This window comes from Streptomyces sp. NPDC060366 (assembly GCF_042725135.1).
In the GTDB taxonomy this organism is placed as follows: domain Bacteria; phylum Actinomycetota; class Actinomycetes; order Streptomycetales; family Streptomycetaceae; genus Streptomyces.
Genome location: NZ_JBHXDC010000002.1, coordinates 486,559 through 507,872 on the forward strand (window position 1 = coordinate 486,559; position 21,314 = coordinate 507,872).

The 21,314-nt window shown below is 70.5% G+C and carries 15 protein-coding genes and 1 pseudogene; 7 read left to right on the top strand and 9 right to left on the bottom strand.

The genetic code is table 11. The features are described 5' to 3' along the window. Window positions 1-116: 116 nt before the first annotated feature. From ACFWHU_RS06875 to ACFWHU_RS06890, 4 genes are all read right to left on the bottom strand, one after another. Complete coding sequence (locus ACFWHU_RS06875) at window positions 117-2,864, bottom strand: glycoside hydrolase family 95-like protein (RefSeq protein ID WP_385793048.1); 2,748 nt, start codon at window positions 2,862-2,864, stop codon at window positions 117-119. A 47-nt stretch (window positions 2,865-2,911) separates the two neighbouring features. Next, window positions 2,912-5,470 (bottom strand): PQQ-dependent sugar dehydrogenase, encoded by a 2,559-nt coding sequence (locus ACFWHU_RS06880; RefSeq protein WP_387224188.1) that lies wholly within the window; start codon window positions 5,468-5,470, stop codon window positions 2,912-2,914. A 111-nt stretch (window positions 5,471-5,581) separates the two neighbouring features. Then, complete coding sequence (locus ACFWHU_RS06885) at window positions 5,582-7,312, bottom strand: ThuA domain-containing protein (RefSeq protein ID WP_387224465.1); 1,731 nt, start codon at window positions 7,310-7,312, stop codon at window positions 5,582-5,584. Between the two features lie 358 nt (window positions 7,313-7,670). After that, the gene (locus ACFWHU_RS06890) at window positions 7,671-8,483 is read right to left on the bottom strand and encodes a hypothetical protein (RefSeq protein WP_387224189.1); all 813 of its coding nucleotides are present in this window, start codon (window positions 8,481-8,483) and stop codon (window positions 7,671-7,673) included. A 65-nt stretch (window positions 8,484-8,548) separates the two neighbouring features. On the opposite strand from ACFWHU_RS06890, the gene ACFWHU_RS06895 reads away from it, so the two are divergent. Further along, the gene (locus ACFWHU_RS06895; protein WP_387224190.1) at window positions 8,549-9,952 is read left to right on the top strand and encodes a CoA transferase; all 1,404 of its coding nucleotides are present in this window, start codon (window positions 8,549-8,551) and stop codon (window positions 9,950-9,952) included. Between the two features lie 117 nt (window positions 9,953-10,069). Beyond that, window positions 10,070-10,630 (top strand): annotated as a pseudogene (locus tag ACFWHU_RS06900) (GNAT family N-acetyltransferase). Here the strand turns inward: ACFWHU_RS06900 and ACFWHU_RS06905 are convergent. Beyond that, window positions 10,611-11,534: an AEC family transporter gene (locus ACFWHU_RS06905; protein ID WP_385793040.1), complete on the bottom strand. Its 924-nt coding sequence runs from the start codon at window positions 11,532-11,534 to the stop codon at window positions 10,611-10,613. The pseudogene ACFWHU_RS06900 and the gene ACFWHU_RS06905 sit on opposite strands and share 20 nt — an antisense overlap. Window positions 11,535-11,792: 258 nt before the next feature. Continuing rightward, window positions 11,793-12,080, bottom strand: a complete 288-nt coding sequence (locus tag ACFWHU_RS06910) for a hypothetical protein (RefSeq protein ID WP_078077665.1) — start codon at window positions 12,078-12,080, stop codon at window positions 11,793-11,795. Window positions 12,081-12,355: 275 nt separating this feature from the next. Here ACFWHU_RS06910 and ACFWHU_RS06915 point away from each other — a divergent pair, with 275 nt between their 5' ends. Continuing rightward, on the top strand, window positions 12,356-13,018 hold the full coding sequence (locus ACFWHU_RS06915; RefSeq protein ID WP_387224191.1) for a hypothetical protein: 663 nt from the start codon (window positions 12,356-12,358) through the stop codon (window positions 13,016-13,018). A gap of 27 nt (window positions 13,019-13,045) precedes the next feature. On the opposite strand, the gene ACFWHU_RS06920 is transcribed toward ACFWHU_RS06915, so the two are convergent. Beyond that, on the bottom strand, window positions 13,046-13,990 hold the full coding sequence (locus ACFWHU_RS06920; protein WP_387224192.1) for a Gfo/Idh/MocA family protein: 945 nt from the start codon (window positions 13,988-13,990) through the stop codon (window positions 13,046-13,048). 229 nt (window positions 13,991-14,219) lie between these two features. On the opposite strand from ACFWHU_RS06920, the gene ACFWHU_RS06925 reads away from it, so the two are divergent. The 4 genes from ACFWHU_RS06925 to ACFWHU_RS06940 all read left to right on the top strand — a co-directional run bounded on the left by ACFWHU_RS06925 (window position 14,220) and on the right by ACFWHU_RS06940 (window position 18,798). After that, window positions 14,220-15,707, top strand: a complete 1,488-nt coding sequence (locus ACFWHU_RS06925) for a hypothetical protein (protein ID WP_387224193.1) — start codon at window positions 14,220-14,222, stop codon at window positions 15,705-15,707. Beyond that, a complete protein-coding gene (locus tag ACFWHU_RS06930; RefSeq protein ID WP_387224194.1) occupies window positions 15,704-16,822 on the top strand; it encodes a hypothetical protein in 1,119 nt (372 codons plus the stop codon). Before ACFWHU_RS06925 ends, ACFWHU_RS06930 begins: the two co-directional genes overlap by 4 nt. Before the next feature lie 83 nt (window positions 16,823-16,905). Next, window positions 16,906-17,826 (top strand): DUF6891 domain-containing protein, encoded by a 921-nt coding sequence (locus tag ACFWHU_RS06935; RefSeq protein WP_387224195.1) that lies wholly within the window; start codon window positions 16,906-16,908, stop codon window positions 17,824-17,826. A 378-nt stretch (window positions 17,827-18,204) separates the two neighbouring features. After that, entirely contained in the window at window positions 18,205-18,798 is a 594-nt protein-coding gene (locus ACFWHU_RS06940) for a winged helix-turn-helix domain-containing protein (RefSeq protein ID WP_385793034.1), read from the top strand. Window positions 18,799-18,992: 194 nt separating this feature from the next. Here the strand turns inward: ACFWHU_RS06940 and ACFWHU_RS06945 are convergent, their stop codons facing one another. Beyond that, a complete protein-coding gene (locus ACFWHU_RS06945) occupies window positions 18,993-20,546 on the bottom strand; it encodes a PepSY-associated TM helix domain-containing protein (protein WP_387224196.1) in 1,554 nt (517 codons plus the stop codon). A gap of 56 nt (window positions 20,547-20,602) precedes the next feature. Next, a complete protein-coding gene (locus ACFWHU_RS06950) occupies window positions 20,603-21,301 on the bottom strand; it encodes a hypothetical protein (protein ID WP_387224197.1) in 699 nt (232 codons plus the stop codon). Window positions 21,302-21,314 lie beyond the last annotated feature (13 nt).

The following is a 21,314-nucleotide window of genomic DNA, read 5'->3' on the forward strand; positions in this document are numbered from 1 at the left end:
CCGGATCGGCAACGCGCGTGGCCCCGAACGGAGTTCTCCGTTCGGGGCCACGCCCGCGCCGGCGTCCCGTCCGGCGCGCTCAGGTGATGACCCTCAGGTCATGGGGCTCATGGGGCTCATGGGGTGATGCGCAGCGCGTCCACCATTCCCACCGACGTACTGCGGTTGACGATCCTGATCGTGTGCGACCCGCGTGTGAGCCCCTGTTTCTGCCACACGACCTGCTGGACCTGTCTCGCGCCGTCGGCCTTCAGATTCACCGTCGCCTGGAAGACGTTGTCCAGATAGACGTCGACCGTCCCCATGTCGCCGTTGCGTTCGGACAGATACTGGATCCCGGTGCCGGTGAACGTGTACGACGCGACCGCGTCCACGGTGTTGCTGTGGTGCGTGTCGTCGTTGAAGTCGCCGTATCCGCGGCTGTTGGTGAGATGCCAGTTGCTGTCGTAGGTCAGCGCCGTGTTGTTCACCATCGGGTCGGAGGTCGCGTTCGACCCCAGCGTGGAACTGGTGCCGGCCAGGGACTTCATGCCCTGGTTCGCGGTGCCGGTGAGCTGCGTCGAGGTGTAGGAACTGAGCGGCTTGGCGGTCCGCTCGACCACGTACACCTCGTTCGCCCCGGTGTTGAAGGTGATCTCGGCGCTGCTGGAGGTCGTCACGACGGCGTTGTCGGAGGTCCTGCGGACCCTGACCTCCTGCGTCCCCCACGGATTGACGACGCGGGCGGCGTTGCCGAACTGGCTCTTGAGTCCGACGTATTTGACCTCACCGGCCTCCCTCTCCGAACTGACCATGAATCCGCCCTTGGCCAGCAGACTGAACTTGCCGACGAAGGTGGAGTCGGTGGGGACGGCGGGAAAGACCCGAATCTTGTCGTTGTACGACTGGAGCAGCGATTCGTTCGTCGCGGCCAGGTGCACACCGAGATATTCGAAGACGCCGTTGGTGTTGCTGGTCATACCGTTCGGATAGTTCTGGTACTTCTGGAGCATCGTCTTCAAGCCCTGGAGCGTCTGATTCCCGAGTCCGAGTCTGGCGGCCTGGATCGCGTCGTTGGCCCATACGTTTCCGTACGGGAACGGCCTGACGTTCCAGGTGTTGATCGCCTTCTGCTGGTCGGGATATCCGATGCCGGTGAGGTCGTAGGGCCAGATGATCTCGGCGGCGACATTCTCGTTGTTGCGCGTCTGCGCGATGGGGGGTGTGTGCGGCAGATACGTGTTGGCGTTGGTGTCGGACGGATACGCGATCAGGTTGTCGAGGATGTTCTGCCACTGCGGACGCAGGGAGGCGTCCAGGCCGAGCTGGTTGCTCGCCTTGATGGCGAGGGGGAACAGGGTGCGTACGGCGGCCAGGTCCGTGATCGCGTTGGGGACGTTCCAGTACGTCTCGTGCGAGTGGGAGGTGGCCACGTAGTACTTGCCGGTCGAGCTGTTGAACGACAGCTTCGCCTGGTAGAACTTGGCGACCTCGCGCATGAACGGATAGGCCGTGTTCCGCAGGTAGTTGGTGTCGTTCGTGTACGTGTACTGGAGGTACATGTTGTACGCGGCCTCGGTGCCGGTCGACCAGATGTTGTTCGTGTAGTCACTGTTGACCGTGCCCCGCGCGTTGCCGTCCCAGCCCATCGTCTCCGGCACCCAGATGCCGTCCACGTTGTACCGGGTGCGGGTATATGCCTTCAGCGCGTCGAAATTCCGGCTGTAGAGCTTGTTGAACCCGGCGATGAGATCGGTGTGGTTGGAGGCGAGGAACGAGTTGTAGATGTCCCGTTGATTCCAGTACCAGTACGCGTTGCTCCATTTCGTGGCGTCCCCGGTGGCCCGGAAGACGCCGTTGATGAAGTGGGCGGGATAGTTGCCGTATCCGGCCGCCGCGATCATGTAGGTGGAGAGGTAGTAGACGTTCTCCATGTAGTCCGCTTCACGGGACCCGTTGGAGTACTGGACGAACGACTTCTGCCAGAACGCGTGCCACCAGTTGAGATAGGCGGTGTTGGTGCTCGTGTATCCGGTGGCCTTGACCGCCGCCAGGGCGCGCTTCGCCTCGGCGACCGAGTTGTGGCTCGGCGCGTTGAGCCGGCTGCTCGCGGTGAACCAGATGGTGTAGCTGGAGTCCGGTGTGATCGACAGCCGCACCTTGCGGCCGTCGACGACACGCGCGGTGTACGAGGCACCCTCCACGGTCGCGCCGAGGGTGTAGCCGAAGTTCTGCGGGTCCGACTGGCCGCGGCTGAGTCCGGCGCCGGTGGAGTCCGCGTACGTGGACACCGTCCGCCAGGTGTCGATGTTCGGCACGTCACCGCTGTTGCCGAGGTTGGCGACGTCCCACAGGCTCAGGTCCAGCGTGATCGCGGAGACCCCGGAGCGGGAGTCCTCCACATGGATGCCCATGACCTCGGAGTTGGGCTGTCCCATCACCGTGACGGTGCGGTTGTTGTCGTACTTGGTGGTGAGGGTGCCGTCGTAGAGGGACAGGCGCTGCTGGAAGGTGGAGTAGCCGCTGTCCATGGCCGGGGTGGTGGACAGGTTGATCAGCCCGGCGCCGAAGGCGGTCTGCTGGGAGGTGTCCACGCCGGACACCTGCATGTTGAGGCCGTTGTTCTGCCAGGCCATCGCGCCGGTACGGCCGTTGCCCACGGTCAGGCCGTGCTGGGGTTCGGTGGTCGGCCGGTTGTAGACGAGGTCGTGCTTGGACATGTACTTGGCGTAGTCCACGTTCAGAGCGCCGGTCGAGGAGTTGAAGGCGGCGTCGGTGGGCGAGGCCGCGGCCGGTGACACGCCCGAGAGGCCGCTCACCACACAGACGAGCACGAGGAGCGCGCCGAGGAGGCGTGCGGTCCGGGTTCTCCCGCCGGCGAACACGTTCGCTCTCCCGGCGGTAGCGCCGGTTCTCAAGAGTCTCGCGGTGGTCACTGTGCATCACTCCCACGGCCGTTGACGGTGGCGGGACGGCTGATGCCGGGCCCGGTGAAGGTGTAGCTGTCGAGGTCGAGAATGGCGCCGGAGCCGCCGGTGAAGACCACGAAGAGATCGCGCGGCTGCTCCACCGCGCCCGTGACGGGCACATTGATCTCCGAATACGTCTCCCAGCCACCGGTGTTGGGCACGGTCACCCGCGCGACCACCGGTCCGGTGACGGAGTCGTACCGGAAGGTCGCCACGTTCCCCGCCTTGTCGGAGGAGACGCGCGCCCTGAGTCCGGTGACGCCCTTGAGACTCACCGGGTGGTACTTCACCCATTCGTTGTTCTGCACGTCGCCCAGACGTTTGCCGCCCTCGGCTCCGGCGGCGTTGATGATCTGCGGCCCGGTCAGCTGCGCGTAGTGCTCCGCCTGCCACTTCTTGGGCCACAGGCTGAGCTCCTTCTCACCGGTCAGCGCCACGGTGCCGGCGGCGCCCTTGTCCGTGTAGCTGGCCCGCACCACGTAGAACTGGGTGGCGTCGAGTCCGGAGTGGATCGGTCCGGTGTTGAACGTCGTGCCGCATCCGGTGCCTTCGGCGACCTCGTGCGCGTGTTCCTGGTGGCCGAGGGCGATCCGTACGATCACCTTCGAGCAGTCGATCGGGCCGTCCTGCGGATCGGTCGCCGACGCCGTGACGGTGACGTTCTCGTTCCACTCGAAGACACCGCCCGCCGGTGGCTGCGAGATCGTCAGCGTGGGGCGGTTGTTGCCGACGACGACGGGGAGGGTCGTCGTGCCGGATCTCCCGGTGCCGTCGCTGACCGTGAGTCTGGCCTGGAAGTTGCCGTTCGACGGATAGGTGAAGGACGGGTTGGCGGCGGTGGAGTCGGTGCTGCCGTTGTCCGTGAAGTCCCACGCGTAGCTGAGCGGATTGCCGTCCGGGTCGCTGCTGCCCGCGCCGGAGAACGTGACGGCCAGCGGCGCGAGTCCGTTGTCCCTGTTCACGGACGCCTTGGCGAGGGGTGACCGGCCGCCCTGCACATAGTTGATCTTGTACAGCCCGGCGTCTTCGGCGCCCGAGAAGTAACCGCTGCCGTATTCGAGGAGATACAGCGAGCCGTCCGGGCCGAACTCCATGTCGATCGGGTGGACGAGCTTCATGCCGTCCAGGACCGGTTCGATGGCTGTCGGCGTACCGGTGCTCGCGTCACCGTTGTTGAACTGGACCTCCTTGATCCAGTTGCGGCAGTACTCGGAGATCAGCAGCTTGTTGTCGTAGTACTGGGGCCACTTGACGTCGGAGTTGAGATTCGCGTCGTAGTGGTAGACCTCGGTGTGGTTCGGGGAACCGCAGCCGCCCGGATTGTCGAGCTGCGGCCACTCCTTGCTGCCGCCGTGCTGCTCCCACACCAACGAGGTCTTGGTGGGCGGCAGTTGCTGGATACCCGTGTTGCGCGGGGAGTTGTTGACCGGACCGGTGCTGCCGCCGCAGGGGAACCAGCCGCGCGGCTGGTTGGCCGCGAAGTCCCAGTCGTTGTAGGCGACGTTGGGGCCGCCGCAGTAGGGCCAGCCGTAGTTGCCGGGGCCGGTGGCGCGGTTGAACTCGTCGTACGCCGCCGGGCCGCGCGCGGGGATGGTAGCACCCGCGTCGGGGCCGACCTCGCCCCAGTACAGGGTGTTGTTCGCCTTCTTGTCGACCCAGACGCGGTACGGGTTCCGTACGCCCATCACATAGACCTCGGGGCGGGTGCCCGCGGTGCCCTTGGCGAAGAGGTTGCCGTTCGGGACGGTGTAGGTGCCGTTGTCCTCCGGATGGATCCGGTTGATCTTGCCGCGCAGATCGTTCGCGTTGCCGGAGGTGCGCTGGGCGTCGAACTGAGCGTGCCGGGACGGGCGTTCGTCGATCGGGGCCATGCCCTGCGCGTCGCCGCCGGAGTTGGTGTTGTCGCCGACCGCGAAGTAGAGGTTGCCCGCGGTGTCCCAGGACATGGAGCCGGCCGAGTGGCAGCACATCTCACGCTCGGTCGGCCACTCGATGATCATGTCTTCGCTGGACGGGGCGATCGTGTTGGTGCTCTGGCTGAAGGTGAAGCGGGATATCCGGTTCACCAGCGGGGTGCTCTTGGGCGAGTAGAAGAGCATCACCCAGCCGGTGGTGGCGAACCTCGGGTGCAGGGTGATGCCGATCAGCCCGTCCTCGAAGCGGGCGTCCAGCGGGACGGTCAGCGCGACCGTCGTGGACTTGGTCGCCGGGTTGTAGAGGCGGACCTGGCCGCCGGCGGCGCTGGTGCCGCGGTTGATGTAGAGCACCTTGCCGTCGGGCAGTACGGCGAGTTCGATCGGCTCCCCCATGCCCAGCCCGCCGTCGAGTTTGACCTTCTCGAAGCCGCTGGTGGGCGGGGGCGCGGCGGCTTTCCGGTCGGCTTTCTGAGTGGTTTCCCGGGCCGTCTGCCGGTCGGCGGGTCTCTGGCCGGCGTCCGGGTCGGCCGCCACGGCGCTCGGCGCCAGCAGCAGTGCGGACAGGGTTAACAGTGCGGTCAGGTAGGCGACAGCGCGCGACAACACGGGACCTCCAGGGGCGATCGCGGGTGTGGGGGCGCCCCGACGGCCCGGCGCGCGACGGCTGTCGCGCACCAGGTCGTCCGGGCGGTCGATCGAGGGGTGACTCGTTGCTGGTTACTGAGTGGTGCCGAACACGTTCAGGTCCCAGAGGGAGTAGCCGTACTGCGTGGCGCGCGCGGTGCCCTGGACCCGTACGTACCGTCCGGTGCCGCTCACGGCGATCTCGTCGAGACCTCCGTTGCCCGCCGTGACCGTGCCGACGGTGCGCCAGGTGGCGTTGTCCGTCGATGTCTGGACCGTGTACGCCGAGGCGTGGGCGGTCTCCCAGTTGAGCCGGACCTGCTGGAGGGTGCGGACGCCGCCGAGGTCGACGGTGATCGACTGCGGGTCGGAGTACGCGCTGCCCCAGCGGGTCGTGGAGTCACCGTCCACGGCGTTGGCGCCCACGTGTGTGCTGCCGGGCTCGACGCTGGTGACCGTGACCGGCCTGCCGCGGGCCAGATCGGCGGTCTGCGCCCCGTCCTGCTTGATGCGGACGTTGCGGTAGTTGATGTCCAGACCGGCGCCGTCGTTCTGGAGACCGATGTGGCCGAGCGCGATGTCACGGGCGCTGGTGTAGTCGTTGATCTTCACGCCGTTGAGGAAGATCTCGACGTGGCGGCCGTGCACCGCGATCTCGTAACTGTTCCAGGTCCCGGGCGGGTTGAGCGCGGCGGCGCGTGCCGCCGTGTCGGGTGCCTTGAAGCTGTAGACGCTGCCGGTGGTACGGGTCGGGTCGCCGTCGGAGGCGTCGATCTGGATCTCGTGGCCGAGGTCGACCGGCTTCCACGGGTCGCCCTGCGGGTCGGGGAAGCCGATGAAGACACCGCCGTTGTCGTCGCCCGGCATCATCCAGTCGGCCTTGAGCGAGTAGTTGGCGAACGGTGTCACCGGATACCAGAGCAGGCCCATGCCGCCGACCGAGGAGAGCGTGCCGTCGGCGAGGCTGAAACTGCCGGCCCCCGCCTGACGCCACTTGTCGAGACTGGCCTGGCTGCCGTCGAACAGCGGCGTGTAACCGGTCTCGGGGCGGCAGTCGGCGGCCTTGGCGCGCGCCGCCGTCTGGATGCCGCCGAGCAGCATGGTGGTGAACGCCGGGTCGGCGTACGACTCCTCGGTGTGGCCGAGGCCGGTGTACCAGGAGCGTCCGCCCCGGTAGTCCTGGCACCAGGCGATCGGATGATCGCCCATGGTGCCGCCGGTGTACGACGTCTCGTCGAGGCTCGCGAGCACCTTGACGGCCGAGCGCGGATTGGCGCGGTAGTTGTACCACTCGTCGGTACGGGTCCAGCGCTGCGGCAGATGCGAGGTGGAGACGGACGCGCGGTCCTCGACCTTGACGGTGGCCTGCTGGGTGGCGGGGTGGGAGGCGAAGTACGCGCCGACGAGACCGCCGTACCAGGGCCAGTCGTACTCGGTGTCGGACGCGGCGTGCACGCCGACGTAGCCGCCGCCGGAGGCGACGTAGGACTCGAAGGCGGTCTGCTGCGCGGCGTTGAGGACGTCGCCGGTGGTGGAGAGCCAGATCACCGCCTGGTACTGGGCCAGGTTGGCGGCGGTGAACGCGCCGGCGTTCACCGTGGCGGTGACGGTGAACCCGTTGGCCGCGCCGAGCCGTTGGACGGCGGAGATGCCCGCCGGGATCGACGAGTGCCGGAATCCGGCGGTCTTGGAGAAGACCAGGACCTTGGTCAGCGGCGCGGCGGCGGCGCGGGGGGCCGCTTGGGCGGGCGCCGAAGCGGGCGCGGTCGCGGGCGTCGGCGCGGCCTCGGCCGGTGGAGCCTGTGGTACGGCGACGAGCGACATGGCCGCCAGGACGAGCGCGATCAGGGCGCGGGACACAAAGCGCACTATCCGGTCCTCTCTCGGGGCGCCCCGGGGGCGCTGGCTGAGCGAAGCGGTGACGGGTGATCTACAGCTGATCTAGGGCTGATCCGAGGCTGATCTTCGACGAGGCGGCGGCGTCGTCAGGCGTAGTGAACATCGGAGGTATAGGGGGGTCAAGGGTCGGCGCTGAACTATCCGAAGATTAGTTTTCCTCCATGACAAAATGTCCCCCTTGACCTCTCTCCTGGCGAAGACAGCGCCCAACAGGGCGACCGGGGAGGGAAATCGGCCACCAGGATTGATCGGATCTTCGCGCGAGGCTGAGGGTGCGTCCCGCTCAGCCGAGGTCGAGGACGGGGCGGACACCGAACTCGTCGCCCATGTCCTCGCCCTCGGGACCGTTGAGGAATTCGGCCATGCCGGGGTTACGGTTGGCGGTCGCCAGGGGCAGCCACGCGACGAAGGCGCCGTAACCACCGCAGACCGCCTCGCCGCCGTCCCCGCCGTAGACGGATCCCGGGTCGGACGTCATCTCCGACTCGTAGACGTCACGGGCTATTCGCAGCCCGAAGGCGTTCGGCCGGCGCCGATGGCCGGCCGGGTCGTCGTAATCCCCGTACGGCGCCCGGTCCAGCGGGCAGGCGGAGCCCCAGCGGAACAGCGTCTCCGCGCCCGCCCCGCAGGCGTGTTCCCACTCGTCCGGAGCGGGCAGCCGCAGTCCCTGGTCCGTGAGGAATTCCGTGACGGAATCGGCGTCCTCGGGAAGCTCCCGCGGCTCCACCGCCATCAGCACGGTCGGCACCGTGGCCGTACGCCTCGGTGTCAGACACCGCGCGAGATGGGCAACGAGGTCGTCGTCGAAGCCGAATCCACCGGCGAGGCTCTCCGTCCGGTAGGAGTCGAGCTGCTCCGGCAGGGGCCGCCAGCTCTCCAGGTCGAATCCGACCGTCACCTCGCCGCCGGGGACCAGGGCGAACCGCTGTCCCCCGCGCTCGATCACCGCGCGGTGCGGGACACCACCCGGCTGGGGCGCGCCGTCGAACTCCACCAGCCGGCCGTCCGCCGACCGCGCGGCTTCACGCGCGAGACGGTGCGCGGCGTCCCGGTCCAGGGCGCGCCAGCGGTCGAAAGTGAGGTCGGCGAGAGACATGATGGGAATTCTGGCACCTGCCACTGACAACCCCGCCTTCAGCGCGACGGAGAGGACACCCGCTCGTGACACAGGACGTCGACACGGCGACCGCGCACGCCTGGAGCGCTCTCGGGGGCGACCCCGAGTCGGCGGGGAGGGTGACGTACGTACCCGCTCCCGGTGTGCTGCCGTCACGGCTGCCCGTACGGCAGTTGGCGCGGGCGAGCGTGGGGGTCTGCTCCCTGGCCGCCGCCGAACTGGTCGCGCGGCGGTCCGGGCGGCAGGCACCGGCGGTCCGGGTGCACGAGGCGGCCGTCGGGGCGGCGTTCGTCAGCGAGCGGCATCTGCGGATCGACGGACGGGCGTGGTCCCCGTTCGCCCCGCTCTCCTCGTTCTGGCCCACGGCCGACGGCTGGGTGCGGACGCATGCCAACTACCCGCACCACCGGGCCCGGTTGCTGTCCTCGCTCGGCATCCCCGACGACGGCACGGACGACGACGGCACGGCGCGTGAGCGGCTCGCCGACGAGCTGCGGACGCGCCCCGCCCGGTGGGTCGAGGAGACGGTGTACGCGGCGGGCGGGCTGGCGGTGGCCGTGGCGGAGCCCGCGACTGACCGGTGGCCGCTGATCGACAGCCGGCGGGTGGCGGGCGGTAAGGGCCGCGCCGCCGCTCGTCGTCGTCCGCCGGGGGAAGGGGCGTTGCCCGCGCACGGGGTGCGGGTTCTCGATCTGACAAGGGTCATCGCGGGGCCCGTGGCCACCCGCACGCTGGGACTGCTGGGCGCCGACGTGCTGCGCGTCGACCCGCCTCGACTGCCCGAGGACCCGAAGGCCCACGCCGACACCGGCTTCGGCAAGCGCTCCACCCGGCTGGACCTGAACGCCCCGGCCGATCTGGCGGTCTTCGAGGAACTGCTCGGCTCCGCCGATGTCGTGGTCCTCGGCTACCGCGCCGACACGCTCGACCGGTACGGACTCGCTCCGGACACCCTGCTGGAGCGGTACCCCGGACTGATCGTGGCGGGACTCGACGCGTGGGGCTGGACGGGGCCGTGGCGGGAGCGGCGTGGGTTCGACTCGCTGGTGCAGGCCGCGAAGGGGATCTCCCTCATCGAGCGGGGAGCGGACGGGCGGCCCGGCGTACTGCCCGCACAGGCTCTGGACCACAGCACGGGCTATCTCCTCGCGGCGGCGATCCTGCGCGCGCTCACCGAGCGTGGCGACGACGGCGAGGGACGGCATCTGCGGCTCTCGCTCGCGGGGACCGCGTCGTGGCTGATGCACGACATCCGGCCGGAGCCCGCGAGTGACCGTGCGGAGGGTGGCCTCCCGGAGGCGAACGGCGCCGAGGTGTGGATGGCCGAGACACCCTCGCCGTACGGCCGGCTGCGGTACGTCAGGTCGCCGGTCAACTACGAGGGCGGGCCGGACGATTGGGCCGGCCCGCCGTCGATGTGGGGCACCGACCCGGCGCGGTGGCTCTGACCCGGTCCGCCCCGTGCGCCGGATGCGCCCGGTCCGCGACCGATTGTCGGTGGCCGGTTGTCAGTGGTCGATGTCACTATGAGTCACATGGAGAACCTGGGGCGGGAAGGCCGAGCGATGAGCCGTATCGAGGCGGACGTCATCCGGACGGAGCGGCTGGTGCTGGTGCCGCAGCGGGTGGAGCACGCACGGGAGATGGCCGTTGTGCTGTCCGACCCGGCGCTGCACACGTTCATAGGGGGCGCGCCCGCGACCGCCGACGAATTGCGCTCGCGCTACGCGCGCATGGCCGCCGGACCTGCCGATCCGGCCGAGTCCTGGTGCAACTGGGTCATCCGACTCCGGGAAGGCGAAGAGGGGCAGGGCCCGTTGACGGGAACGGTCCAGGCGACGATCAGTCCGTCCGGCCCGGCGGTCCCGCCGGAAAGCGGGCCCGAGCCGTAGCTCGTCGCGGAGATCGCCTGGGTGGTGGGGACCGCCTTCCAGGGGCGGGGCATCGCGAGCGAGGCGGCGCGGGGGCTGGTCGCCCGGCTCGCGCAGCGCTCGGTGCGCGACATCGCCGCCCATGTCCACCCCGACCACGCGGCGTCGGGGGCCGTCGCGCGCGCCGCCGGTCTGGAGCCCACCGACGAGTGGCACGACGGCGAGGTGCGGTGGGTCAGACGAGGAGCCAGGTGATCACCGACAGGGACAGCATCGAGCAGAGCGTGGACAGGATGACGGTGTCCCTCGCGAGGTCGGTGTTGAGCCGGTACTCGGAAGCGAAGATGAAGGCGTTCTGCGCCGTCGGCAGTCCCGCGCAGACCACGACGGCGAACAGGGTGTGTCCGCTCAGCCCGAACAGCCAGTGGCCGACGGCGTAGGCGAGCAGCGGCTGGGCCACGATCTTGAGGGCGACCAGCAGAGCCCGTTCGGCGCGTGCGGAGGAGTCCGACCGCACACGGGTGTTGAGGGACATGCCGAGCGCGAAGAGGGCGGCCGGGACGGCGGCGTCGCCGAGCAGTTCGAGCGGTGCGGTCGCCTCGGCGGGTAGAGGCCGGCCGAGCGCCGACACGGCCACTCCGGCGAGGGAGGCCGCGATGATCGGGTTGCGGAAGGGCAGTTGGAGCATCCGGGCGGCGCGCCCGCGCGTCTCGCGCCGTACGTCCAGGTCGAGAAGGACGAGCACCACCGGCGCGATGAAGAGCATCTGGAAAAGGGCCACGGTGATGACGAAGGAGGTGTCGCCCAGGACGTGTACGGCGACGGGGATACCGAGGTTGGCGGAGTTGACGTAACCGGCCGCCATCGCGCCGATGGCCTGTTCGGCCCGGCTGCGCCGGAACACCCAGCGGCTGATCAGCAGCCCGGCGGCGAAGACGACGATCAGGCTGATGGCGAAGACGAGGACGCCGACGTTCAGCAGGGCGGTCACGTCGGCCCCGGCCATCGCCAGGAAGAGCAGGGCCGGCATGGCGAAGGTGAAGGCGAAGCGCCCGAGGACGTGCTGGGCCTGGCCCCCGAGGATGTCGTGGCGCGCGGCCACCCAACCGAGGCCGGTGATCACCCAGATGGGCAGGAAGCCGAAGAGGACGGCGTTCATCGCGTCCGCGCACGGGTCGACGCTCGGGGCGGCTCCGTCGCTGACGACCGGCGCGTGCCTGCGCGTATGTGTATGTGCCCGGCTTCGGAAGAGGTCACCGGCCTCAGCATGCCGGACGCGTCGGCCGGCCTGGCAGCCGCCCCCGCCGGTCATCGGCGGGACCGAGCAGAACCCCGGTACGGAACAGGTGCCTCCACCAACTCCGTACCGGGGTTTCGCTATCTCACCGCCCCCCGCCCGTCGGCGCGGTCGGTTCCTTCAGCGCCCGTAGCGGATCAGGGCACGCACCATGCGGCAGGTCGTGTCCGACGGCGGATGGATGCCCGTCAGCGACGCCGTCGCACGTATCTTCCGGTTGGTCGCGCTCGCCGGGTGATACACCCCCGAGTCGAGCAGGGCGATGGCGAGGCGCATGGCCTTAAGGCGGCGGTTGTGGGTCTCGTACCACTCACGGGGCTGTCCCGCGGGCAGTGGCTTGCGCTGCACGGTCCTTGCTGCTGGCTGTGTGATGTCGAAGAGCTTCGTCGTGATTGTGGCAACGGCCATCGGCGACCTCCCGGCACGGTGGTGGAACCCTCACGAACACTTACAATTCTACCGCCCCCCACTGACAATCGCCCCTGGCCAGACGGTGTTTGAGGGAGATTCGGCGGCAGTCGCACGCGATGTCCGGAGGCATGGCGCGGGACCGGACGGCGAACTGTCTCCGGTGTCGCGGAAGTTGCTGCCGCGACGCTTGAGCGGAACCGGCTCCCCACCCGTACGTAACGGCACACGGAACCCAGCCGGCCGCCCTTCGCGGCCGGGAACAGGAGCCCCACGTGTCGCGCAAGAAATCCTTCAGCCGGAAGAAGAAGATCGCCCTGCTCGTCGGCGCGGTCGCGTTGGTGGGCGGTACGGCGGTGGCGATGACCGGCACCAGCCAGGCCTCGGTGGAGTGCGACGGGCTGAACACGGCCCTCTCCAACAACCAGCGCTTCATCGACGGCCAGCGGGCCGCTCCGGACGCCCTGTCCGACGCGCGGATCAAGAACCGGCAGGACGTGATCGAGGAGATCAGGCGGAAGCAGGCGGCGTCCGGCTGCGAGGTGGGCCCGAGCGACTCGGGCGCGGCACCCCCCGCCGAGGCACCCCCGGCCGAGGCGGCGCCGCCCGCCGACGGGGAAGACGTCGGCGAAGGCACCGGTGCAGGTACAGGTACGGGCACCGGCGCGGGCTCGGATCCGGGCCGGGCGGGCGAGGTCGTCTGCGCCGGATCGACCGTCACGCTGTCCGGCGAGGCGGGCGCCCCGGCGGCGTCCAGCAACGAGTTCCCCGTCGGCACCACGCTCAAGGTGACCAACCTCGACAACGACAAATCCACCACGGTCCAGGTCACCGCGCCGTCGGGCAGCTGCGCGCTGCTCAACGACGCGGCGTTCGAACAGGTCCGTGAGCCGGGCAAGTTCCTGATCCGCAACGCCCGGATCGAACGCGTGGGCTGAGATCGGCCCACGGAGAGCCGCCGGAAATCAGCCGGTCGTCCCACGACCGATCTGCTCCTCCGCCTCCGCGAGGATCTCCGTCAGGCGCAGGCCGAACCGCACGTCGCACGCGTGCGGTCGGCCCGTGCGCGCCGCCGTGAGCAGGGCGTCGATCGCCGTACCGAAGGTGTCCGCCGGGTCGCCCCAGCCCTCGGGGAGTACCGCCGTCCCGTGCTCGCCCCGCAGTTCGAGCCCCGCGCCGGCGCCCTTCTCCGGGGCGCTCAGGCTCAGCACCGCCGAGCTCGTCACGCCCGACGTGTGCGTGAGCACCAGATGCGTGAGGTCGGGCTCGGCCCGTACGGCCGTCACGCCCGTCACATCGCCCAGGATCGGCAGCAGCGCGGAGAGCGCGTGCGGGCCCACGTCCCACAGACCGCCCTTCTCGCGGCGCCAGGGCGAGTCGGCGTACGGGCTCTTGTCGCCCGACCCGTACAGCGCGCCGAGCCAGTGGGCGCGTGCCGTGAACCAGCCGCCCACCGCGGCCTGCTCCTCGACCCACTCCGCGGTCCCGGAGGCGAAACGGAGCGTGCAGAAGACGAGTGAGGCGACGCCCGCGCGTTCGGCGGCGTCCGCGACGGCGCGTGCGCCGGGCACGGTCGTCGCGACCGGCTTGTCCATGAGGAGGTGGCAGCCGGCCGCCGCCGCGCGTGCGGCGAGCGGGGCCTGGACGTCGGGCGGCAGGGCGAAGGCGACGGCGTCGCTCACGGCGAGCAGCGCGTCGAGCCCTTCCAGACCACCCGCACCACCCGTACCGCCGTCACCGCCACCGGCGTACGCCTTGGTGTCGTGGGCGGCGGCGAGCTCGGCGGCGGCTTCGGGGCGCCGCCCCCAGACGCCGCTGAACACGACGTCCGGATGCGCCGCGATGGCGGGGGCGTGCGTGCGCTCGGCCCAGGGGCCGGTGCCGAGGAGTGCGATGCGTAGCTGGCTCATACGGATCAGTGTGCCGTCCGCACCCACCCCGGCCCAGAGCGGCCCGGGAATTGGGTGGCGCCGTACCGGACCCCCGGTGCTACGTTTCGAGGGCCGGCCGCGGGCCTCCGGTGCGACTTCCGGGACTTGCCTCTGAAGCAATAATTTCGCTGATCGCGCCCCCATGCCCCGGCCGGCTTCGGCATGCGCGGAGCCGTGACGCGCGAACGTACGGGGAGACGGGGACATCATGACGGAGGAGACCTACTCCGACCTGATCGCGGCCGAGGACGTACTGCTCTTCGTCAACGCCGCCGTCACGTCCACCGGTCAGCGCGAGTTCCGCTCCGACGCCTACCGGCAGCGGCTCTCGCTCGACTTCCTCCACGAGTACGTACGGGTCAACTACCGCACCGTGTACGCCGCTTCGCTCGCGCTCGACATCAACGACCACAACGCGGCGCGCGTCGTCGAGCAGTTGCTGCGTACGGCGGGCGAGGCCGGGGAGAGCGGCCCGGACCAGAAGCGGACGGAGGGCCGGCTGATCGCCGCCCGGCTGGCGCTGCTGCCGCCGCAGCGCGTCTACCGTCTCTTCCGCGCGCTGCGCGCCGCGAAGGTCTCCAACCGCCGTACCCGCGCGATCCTGCGCGACTGGCTGGCGGCCCGGCCCGACCTGGGGCACGACGCGGTGAAGTACCGCGACGGGCTGAAGACCGCGGCGCGCCACTTCCATCTGCCGCTGAAGACGGCGACGGGCGCGGGCCCGGCCACCGGCGAACTGGGCGACTTCCTCTTCGCGCCGGGCGTACGACCGCGCTACGAACACGGGCTCCTCGACGCGCACCGCCGGGCGCACTACGAGCAGGGCGCGCTCTACGAGCTGCCGTTCAGCGTCGCCGAGGGCTTCGCGGCCAAACACGGCGTGCGGCGTTCGGCGTTCGTGGAGCGGATCGCGCCCCGGATGACCCGGCAGGAACGGCTGCGCACGCAGCGCGAGGCGGGCGCGGACGAGAAGGGCGCCGCCGTACGGACCGACCTCTCCGCCATGCCGCTGACCAGGCTCGCGCTCTACGCCCTGTCGCTGCCGGCCGACGAGCGAATACGCCGGCGCGCGGAGCTGACGGGCGCGCTGCGCAGGGCCGCGCGCCGGGCGGCGGGGGCGTACGCGGGGACATGGGGGCGCGTCGCCGCCGTACTGGACGACAGCTACTCCTCGTCCGGCTCGGGCGAGAAGCGCCGGCGTCCGCTCGGTGTCGCGCTCGGCGCGCACTTCCTGCTGGAGGCGCTGGCGGCGCCTGGATCGTACGGCGTGTGGTGGACCTCGGGCCGTACGGACCCGCTGCTCGTACGCCCCTGGGGCCCGACGCCGCTCGGCACGCGTGTGGTCGACGCGCTGGAGTACGCCCCCGACCGGCTGGTGATCGTCTCCGACGGCTGGGACAACGCGCCCCCGGGTCTGGCGGGCGAGGTCCTGCGGGTGTGGCGTACGCGCCTGGACCGGGAGCGGCGTACGACGGTCGTGCATCTGAATCCGGTGTACGACGCGGACGACTTCGATGTGCGCCGGCTGGCGGCGAGTGTGCCGACGGCGGGGATCCGGGACGCGGAGGACCTTCCGGCGCTGGCGGAGATCGCGCAGTTCGCCGAGGGCCGTACCGGACTGGCCGAGCTCCAGGCGTATCTGGACCGGCGGATCGAGAACTTTCTGCTCAGGTACGAGGGAGGCGGGGGACGGTGACCGGGCTGGACTTCACCGGGCTGACGACGTGCCCGGCGCAGGTGTGGGGCGGAGTGCGCCTCGTGCCGCTGGTGCGCGAGGAGCCGCTGCCGGGGCTGCGGTTGCACTGGGAGGTGTACGACCGGTTCGGCGAGGTCCTGGTGTCGCCGGGCATCGGTTACGTGTCGTACATCCCGCACGGGCTCGTCGCCGACTGGTCGGGTGAGCAATCGGCCTCTTACGGAACACAGTTGGACACCGCGCGGCCCACGGGCATGACGGTCGGCCGGCATCACCGCATGGTCAAGCGGCGCCCTTCCAAGAAGAAGGGGCAGCAGGGCGGCGCCGTCACGCGCTGCCGGTTCCTGCCGCTGCACCTGGCCATGGAGGGTTATCTGGCGCTGCATTTCGGCGGGCCGACGATCGCGTGGAAACAGTGGTCGGAGGAGTCGCTGAGGCAGGGTCTGTCGCCCCGTTCCGAGGCGGCCTACCTCGGGCACGACGTGCCGGGACTCGCCGACGCGCTGCGGGTCTTCGAGATCCATCCGGGCCAGTGCGGGGTGCTGGTGTACGTCGCGGACGCGCTCGCCGCCGCCTTCGTGGTGCCGCACCCCGACGACTACCGCGCCCTGCACCCGACACTGCTCCAGGACATGTACGGGGAGCTGATCCACCAGTACGGCCACTTCGGGGCGCCCGTACGGGACTTCGAGGCGCGGCTCGGCGACGGGAGGCACATCGGGACGCTCGCCGAACTGCGGGCCGCCGCGCGTGCGCAGGAGCGGGCCTGGCGCGAGTCGCACGAGATGGTCATGGCGCGTGAACTGCTCGGCACGTCGTACTCGTTCCAGCGGGTGTACCGCATGGCGTCGTTCGACATGCACCGCTTCCTGCCGCCGTTCCGCCTCGGCTCCGAGGGGCAGCACATCGGTGAGCTGATCACCGACCACAAGGGGCGCACGGCGTACTTGAAGACGTTCCGGCTGGCCCCGGCGCAGATCAGACGGGGTCATCTGCTGAACAGCCTGGCGGGCAACGACTGGCATCTGCGGCGGACGGCGGACCAACTGGGCACGACGCCCGAGGAGATCGTGCGCCGGATCCGCGCGGCGGGATTCGGCACGCTGTTGAAGTGACCGTGCCGCCGACCTCCGGCCCCCGCCGCCGGGAGCCGGAGGCCGGAGGGCAGTTGTCAGTGGCCTGTGCCACAGTGATTCCCATGCTGGCCATCAGGGTGAAGACGGAGAACTGGCAGGAATACGAGCGGATTTCGGCGGACCGGCTCGGGGAGCTGGTCGCGCGGATCGGGGGTGTCGACGATCAGTTCCTGACCGTGGACCGGATCCCCGACCGGCCGTACGTGTTCATCCAGGTGGCGCGGGACAGCGCCGAGAGTTACACGCTGGAGCACCGGGACGGCTCCGCCGACGCGATGTTCGGCACGGAGCTGCCGGACGCGGAGTCGGTGGCCCGGATCATGGTCGCGTGGGCCCGGCAGGAGCCCGGCTGGGACGCGGGCGTGGTCTGGAATCCGGTGGAGCTGCCGAGCCGCGAGCCGGTGCCGGAGCTCGACGACACGACGCGGCTGGAGGTGGAGGACTACGTGCGCGGGCTGATAAAGCGCGGGTACGACGGACGGGATCAGCTCACCGAGGACGCCGAGGAGTGGCTGGTCGACGGGGACGAGCGGCCCGTCTCCGCCGCGCAGGCGCAGCGGATCGTGGACCGGCTGTGGCTGGAGCGGGTCGATGAGCAGGCGGCCTGGGTGGGCGAGACGGACCCCGAGCGGATCACGGCGGTCTTCGAGGGGCTGGACGCGCGGGGCATCGTGGCCCGCGAGAACTTCACCTGCTGTCGCGGCTGCGGCCTGGCGGAGATCGGCGCCGAGCGTGAGGACGGCGACACCGGGACGGTGCGCGGCTTCGTCTTCTTCCATACGCAGTGCACCGAGGCGGTGGCTCTCGGGGGCGGGCTGTCGCTCTACTACGGCGGGTTCGACGGCTCGGAGGAGACGACGGCGGCGGTGGGCAGGGAGGTCACGGCGGCCCTGTCGGGCGCGGGTCTGTCGGTGAAATGGGACGGTTCGCCGGGATCCGCGATCGACGTGCAGGACCTTGACTGGCGCAAGCGGCTCGGCTGACGGACCTCTTCCGGCCGCCGGACCCGGACGAGACCGACGCGGGCGCGCTCCGTGAACGGGCTGTTAACCCCATGAACGGCCCATGAAATGGCCAATGGATCTCTCCTCGCGTACCGACCAGTGAGAGAGCACTCCTGCTGCGCCCGCGTTTCTGCTTCAATGAGGTCATGGCCAGCCTTCAGCACGACGCGTCGGGTCGCATCGACCTTGAGCCGTTCTGGCCGTCCCGGCAGCATCACGACTTCGACCGGGTGTGTTGCCGCGCGAGGAACGCGCCGGCCCTCTAAAGCCTCTTCCCAGGCCTTCGGCCGTCGCGAATGACGTACGTCCCGTCCTGTCGACTCGACGACATCCTTCGCGCGAAAGAGCTGACCCCTCATGGCGAACTCCCGCCCCTTCTCCACCGTCACCGCCGCCGTCACCGCGGCCTCCCCCGCCACCTCCGGCCGTCACCGACTGCGGGCCGTCGACCGTGACGAGGTCGTACCGCCCGGTACGGCCGGTACGGCCGACCGGCTCGCGGACTTCCTGCCGCCCGGCTCCACCTGGCTGCCGGCCCCGGCGCACACCCTGCCGACGCTGCCGGGCCGGCCTCCGATGATCGGCTATCTGGTGCTCGTACCGGCCGATCAGCACCCGGTGGCCACCCCCTCGCACACACCGGGGCCCGTCCCGGCTCCCGGCGCCGGCGAGGGGCCGGTGCGGATCGACCCCGACGAGCGGACCGTCGAGGTGGACGGCCGCCCGCTGGATCTGACGTACCTCGAATTCGAGCTGCTCGCCCATCTCGTGGCGCACCCCCACCGGGTGCACTCCCGCGACCAGTTGGTGACCACCGTCTGGGGTTACGGACACGTGGGCGACGGCCGGACCGTGGATGTGCATGTGGCGAGGCTGCGCCGGAAGCTGGGCGTCGAGCACCGCCACACGATCCGTACGATCCGCCGGGTCGGCTACAAGTACGCGCCCTAGGCCGTGTCTTCAAAGTCCCGCCTGGCCGGCGACGCCTGGCACGGCACCTCGCCGCGTTGTCGGACTCGGCCTGCGGGCGGACGGCGCTACTTCGAAGACACGACCTAGACCCCGGGGGCCTCGGCCCTTGGCTCCGTATGTGTGAGGCCCCCGCCGGTTCGCCCGGCGGGGGCCTCACGCGTGTGCGGTACGGACTAGCCGCCGGCGGCCGCGCCCGCCCGCGCTGCCCGTGCCCGAGCCACCGCGCCGAGCACGACGTCCAGGACCAGGAACGCCACCAGCGTGATGCCGAGCAGCGGTACGAACCAGCCGACCAGTGCCGCCGCGGCGATCAGCGGCAGCAGCACGGACAGCGGGACCTTCCGCCACGCCCCGCGTGCCATCGGCTTGCCCACGCCCGCCCTCCGGTCCTGGGTGGGCCTGCGCTGCCACCACATGCGGTAGCCCCAGACGATGATCAGGATCAGCGAGAGGGCGAGGGCGGCGAGCAGCAGTTGGTTCACGACGCCGAACGTGAGGCCCATGTGGGCGTCGATGCCGATCCGGGTGAGCTTGGCGAGCAACGGGTAGTCGGCGAAGCGCAGTTCGTCGAGGATGAGGCCGGTGCCGGGGTCGACCGAGACGGAGTCCAGCCGGAGCGGGAACTGGCTGTCGCGCTGCGCGACGACGTACGCCGTGCCGTCGGCGGGCGGTTTCACGGTCACGGGGCCGTCGAGTCCGGCCTGGCGCGCGGCGGTCAGGGCGTTGTCGAAGCCGATGTCCATGCCCTCGTGGTCACCGCCGGCCCCGCTGTCGCCGCCATGCCCCTCGTGGCCTCCGGCACCCGCCCCCGCGCCCTCGCCGCTCTTGAGTTCGGCGGAGACGACGGGGGTGGCGCCGCCGAGCTGGTCCTGAACGGCGCCAATGTTCTCGCCCGCGTACGTCGACCAGGTCAGGCCCGTCGCGGAGAGCGCCAGGAATCCCGCCGCGGCCCACATTCCGAGCGAGCCGTGCCGGCTGAGTGTTCTGCGGCGCCCGGTGGCGCCGCGCTCGGGCCGCAGCAGCGCGCGCTTCGAGGTCCTCCGGCGACCGATCCAGAGCAGCAGCCCGCCGAGCGCGACGACCCACAGCCAGCTCGCGGCCAGCTCGCTGTAGATGCGGCCGGGTTCGCCGAGGTGCAGATGGCGGTGGAGTTCGGAGAGCCACGTACGCAGCGGGAGGGCCCCGGAACTGCCGTAGCTGTCCAGCTCGCCGCGAATCTGGGCGGTGTGGGGGTCGACGAACACCGCCAGCGACTTGCTCTCCTCGCTGTCGGGCATCGTCATCAGGATCCGGGTGGACTCCTCGTCCTCCGAGGAGGGCCAGACGGCGGTGACCTTGCCGTCGGGGTGCTCGGCGCGTGCCGCCTCCACCTGCTGGGAGAGCATGGCCGTACGGTCGCTGTCCGGGGAGCGCAGCTCCTGGCGGTAGACGACCTTCTCCGCCTGGTAGGAGAGCGAGTAGAGCAGCCCGCTGGTGGCGGCGATCAGCAGGAGCGGGGCGACGAGCAGGCCGGCGTAGAAGTGCAGCCGCAGGACGAGCGGGCGCACGGCGCCCCAGGTGGTCGTGGGAGCGGCGGGCTTCCCACCGCCGTTCGCCTTCTTCGCGCTCGTCTTCTTGTCGTCCGCTTTCTTGTCGTCCGCTTTCTTGTCGTCCGCTTTCTTGTCGTTCGGCTTCTCGGTGGCGGCGCGTGGGGAGTCGGCGCCCTGTACGGGGTCGTCAATGGCCATGGCTGTCCTAGGAGTTGGCGTGGCACGGGGAAATCGGCCCCCGGGCCCCGCCCAGGTCAGACCATGGCGGTGGCGGCCCCGGAGGCCGTCGTTCGGATCGGGAGCGCCCGGAGTGCGGGCGGTCCGCGCCGGGACATCGCGTGTGCCAGGACGGCGCCGCGCGGCCGGTGCGGCGCACGGGCGCGGTGCCGGGGCCGTGCGGGCGGCGGTACGGGGAGCGGCCGGGGCACGGCGAGCAGCAGCCGCAGTGGGGTGAAGGCGAAGGCGGCGACGGTCCGGGCGAGCCGGAAGAACGCGGCCTCGCCGCGGGCCAGCCAGAGTGCGCAGCCCGCGCCCGCGAGGAGGTGGGCGGCGAGCATGCCCGGCGAGGTGTCGCCCGCGGCGGCCAGGACGGCGGCCACGCTCACCCCGCCCGTGCTCTCCCCCATGTCCGCACCGGCGCCCATGCCCGCCGTCGGATGACCGTGGCCCCGCGACGGCATCGCGCCGTGCGTCCCCACGGCGGAGAACGTCATATGCAGCGCGCCCTGCGCGGTGAGCACGGCGGGTGCGATGAATCCGATGCCCCGGCGCCGCCCGCCCGCGAGCCACGACAGACCGGCGAGCACGGCGAACGCCGCCGTGAGCACACCGAGCGGAATCTCATGGTCCGACCCGGCAGATACGGACGAATGCCCCACCGCGGCCAGTGTCACGCACACCGCCGCGAGGATCGCGGCCCGCAGGGCGCGCATCGGCGACCGGGCATCTGTCATGGTGCGCTCATGC

Excerpts from the sequence above, each read along its gene's own strand:
- ACFWHU_RS06910 (WP_078077665.1), bottom strand. The coding sequence starts at position 12,080 with ATGGCCGTTGCCACAATCACGACGAAGCTCTTCGACATCACACAGCCA.
- ACFWHU_RS06945 (WP_387224196.1), bottom strand. The coding sequence starts at position 20,546 with ATGGCCATTGACGACCCCGTACAGGGCGCCGACTCCCCACGCGCCGCC.
- ACFWHU_RS06950 (WP_387224197.1), bottom strand. The coding sequence starts at position 21,301 with ATGACAGATGCCCGGTCGCCGATGCGCGCCCTGCGGGCCGCGATCCTC.
- ACFWHU_RS06935 (WP_387224195.1), top strand. The coding sequence starts at position 16,906 with ATGCTGGCCATCAGGGTGAAGACGGAGAACTGGCAGGAATACGAGCGG.
- ACFWHU_RS06925 (WP_387224193.1), top strand. The coding sequence starts at position 14,220 with ATGACGGAGGAGACCTACTCCGACCTGATCGCGGCCGAGGACGTACTG.
- ACFWHU_RS06920 (WP_387224192.1), bottom strand. The coding sequence starts at position 13,990 with ATGAGCCAGCTACGCATCGCACTCCTCGGCACCGGCCCCTGGGCCGAG.
- ACFWHU_RS06905 (WP_385793040.1), bottom strand. The coding sequence starts at position 11,534 with ATGAACGCCGTCCTCTTCGGCTTCCTGCCCATCTGGGTGATCACCGGC.
- ACFWHU_RS06885 (WP_387224465.1), bottom strand. The coding sequence starts at position 7,312 with ATGTCGCTCGTCGCCGTACCACAGGCTCCACCGGCCGAGGCCGCGCCG.
- ACFWHU_RS06890 (WP_387224189.1), bottom strand. The coding sequence starts at position 8,483 with ATGTCTCTCGCCGACCTCACTTTCGACCGCTGGCGCGCCCTGGACCGG.
- ACFWHU_RS06940 (WP_385793034.1), top strand. The coding sequence starts at position 18,205 with ATGGCGAACTCCCGCCCCTTCTCCACCGTCACCGCCGCCGTCACCGCG.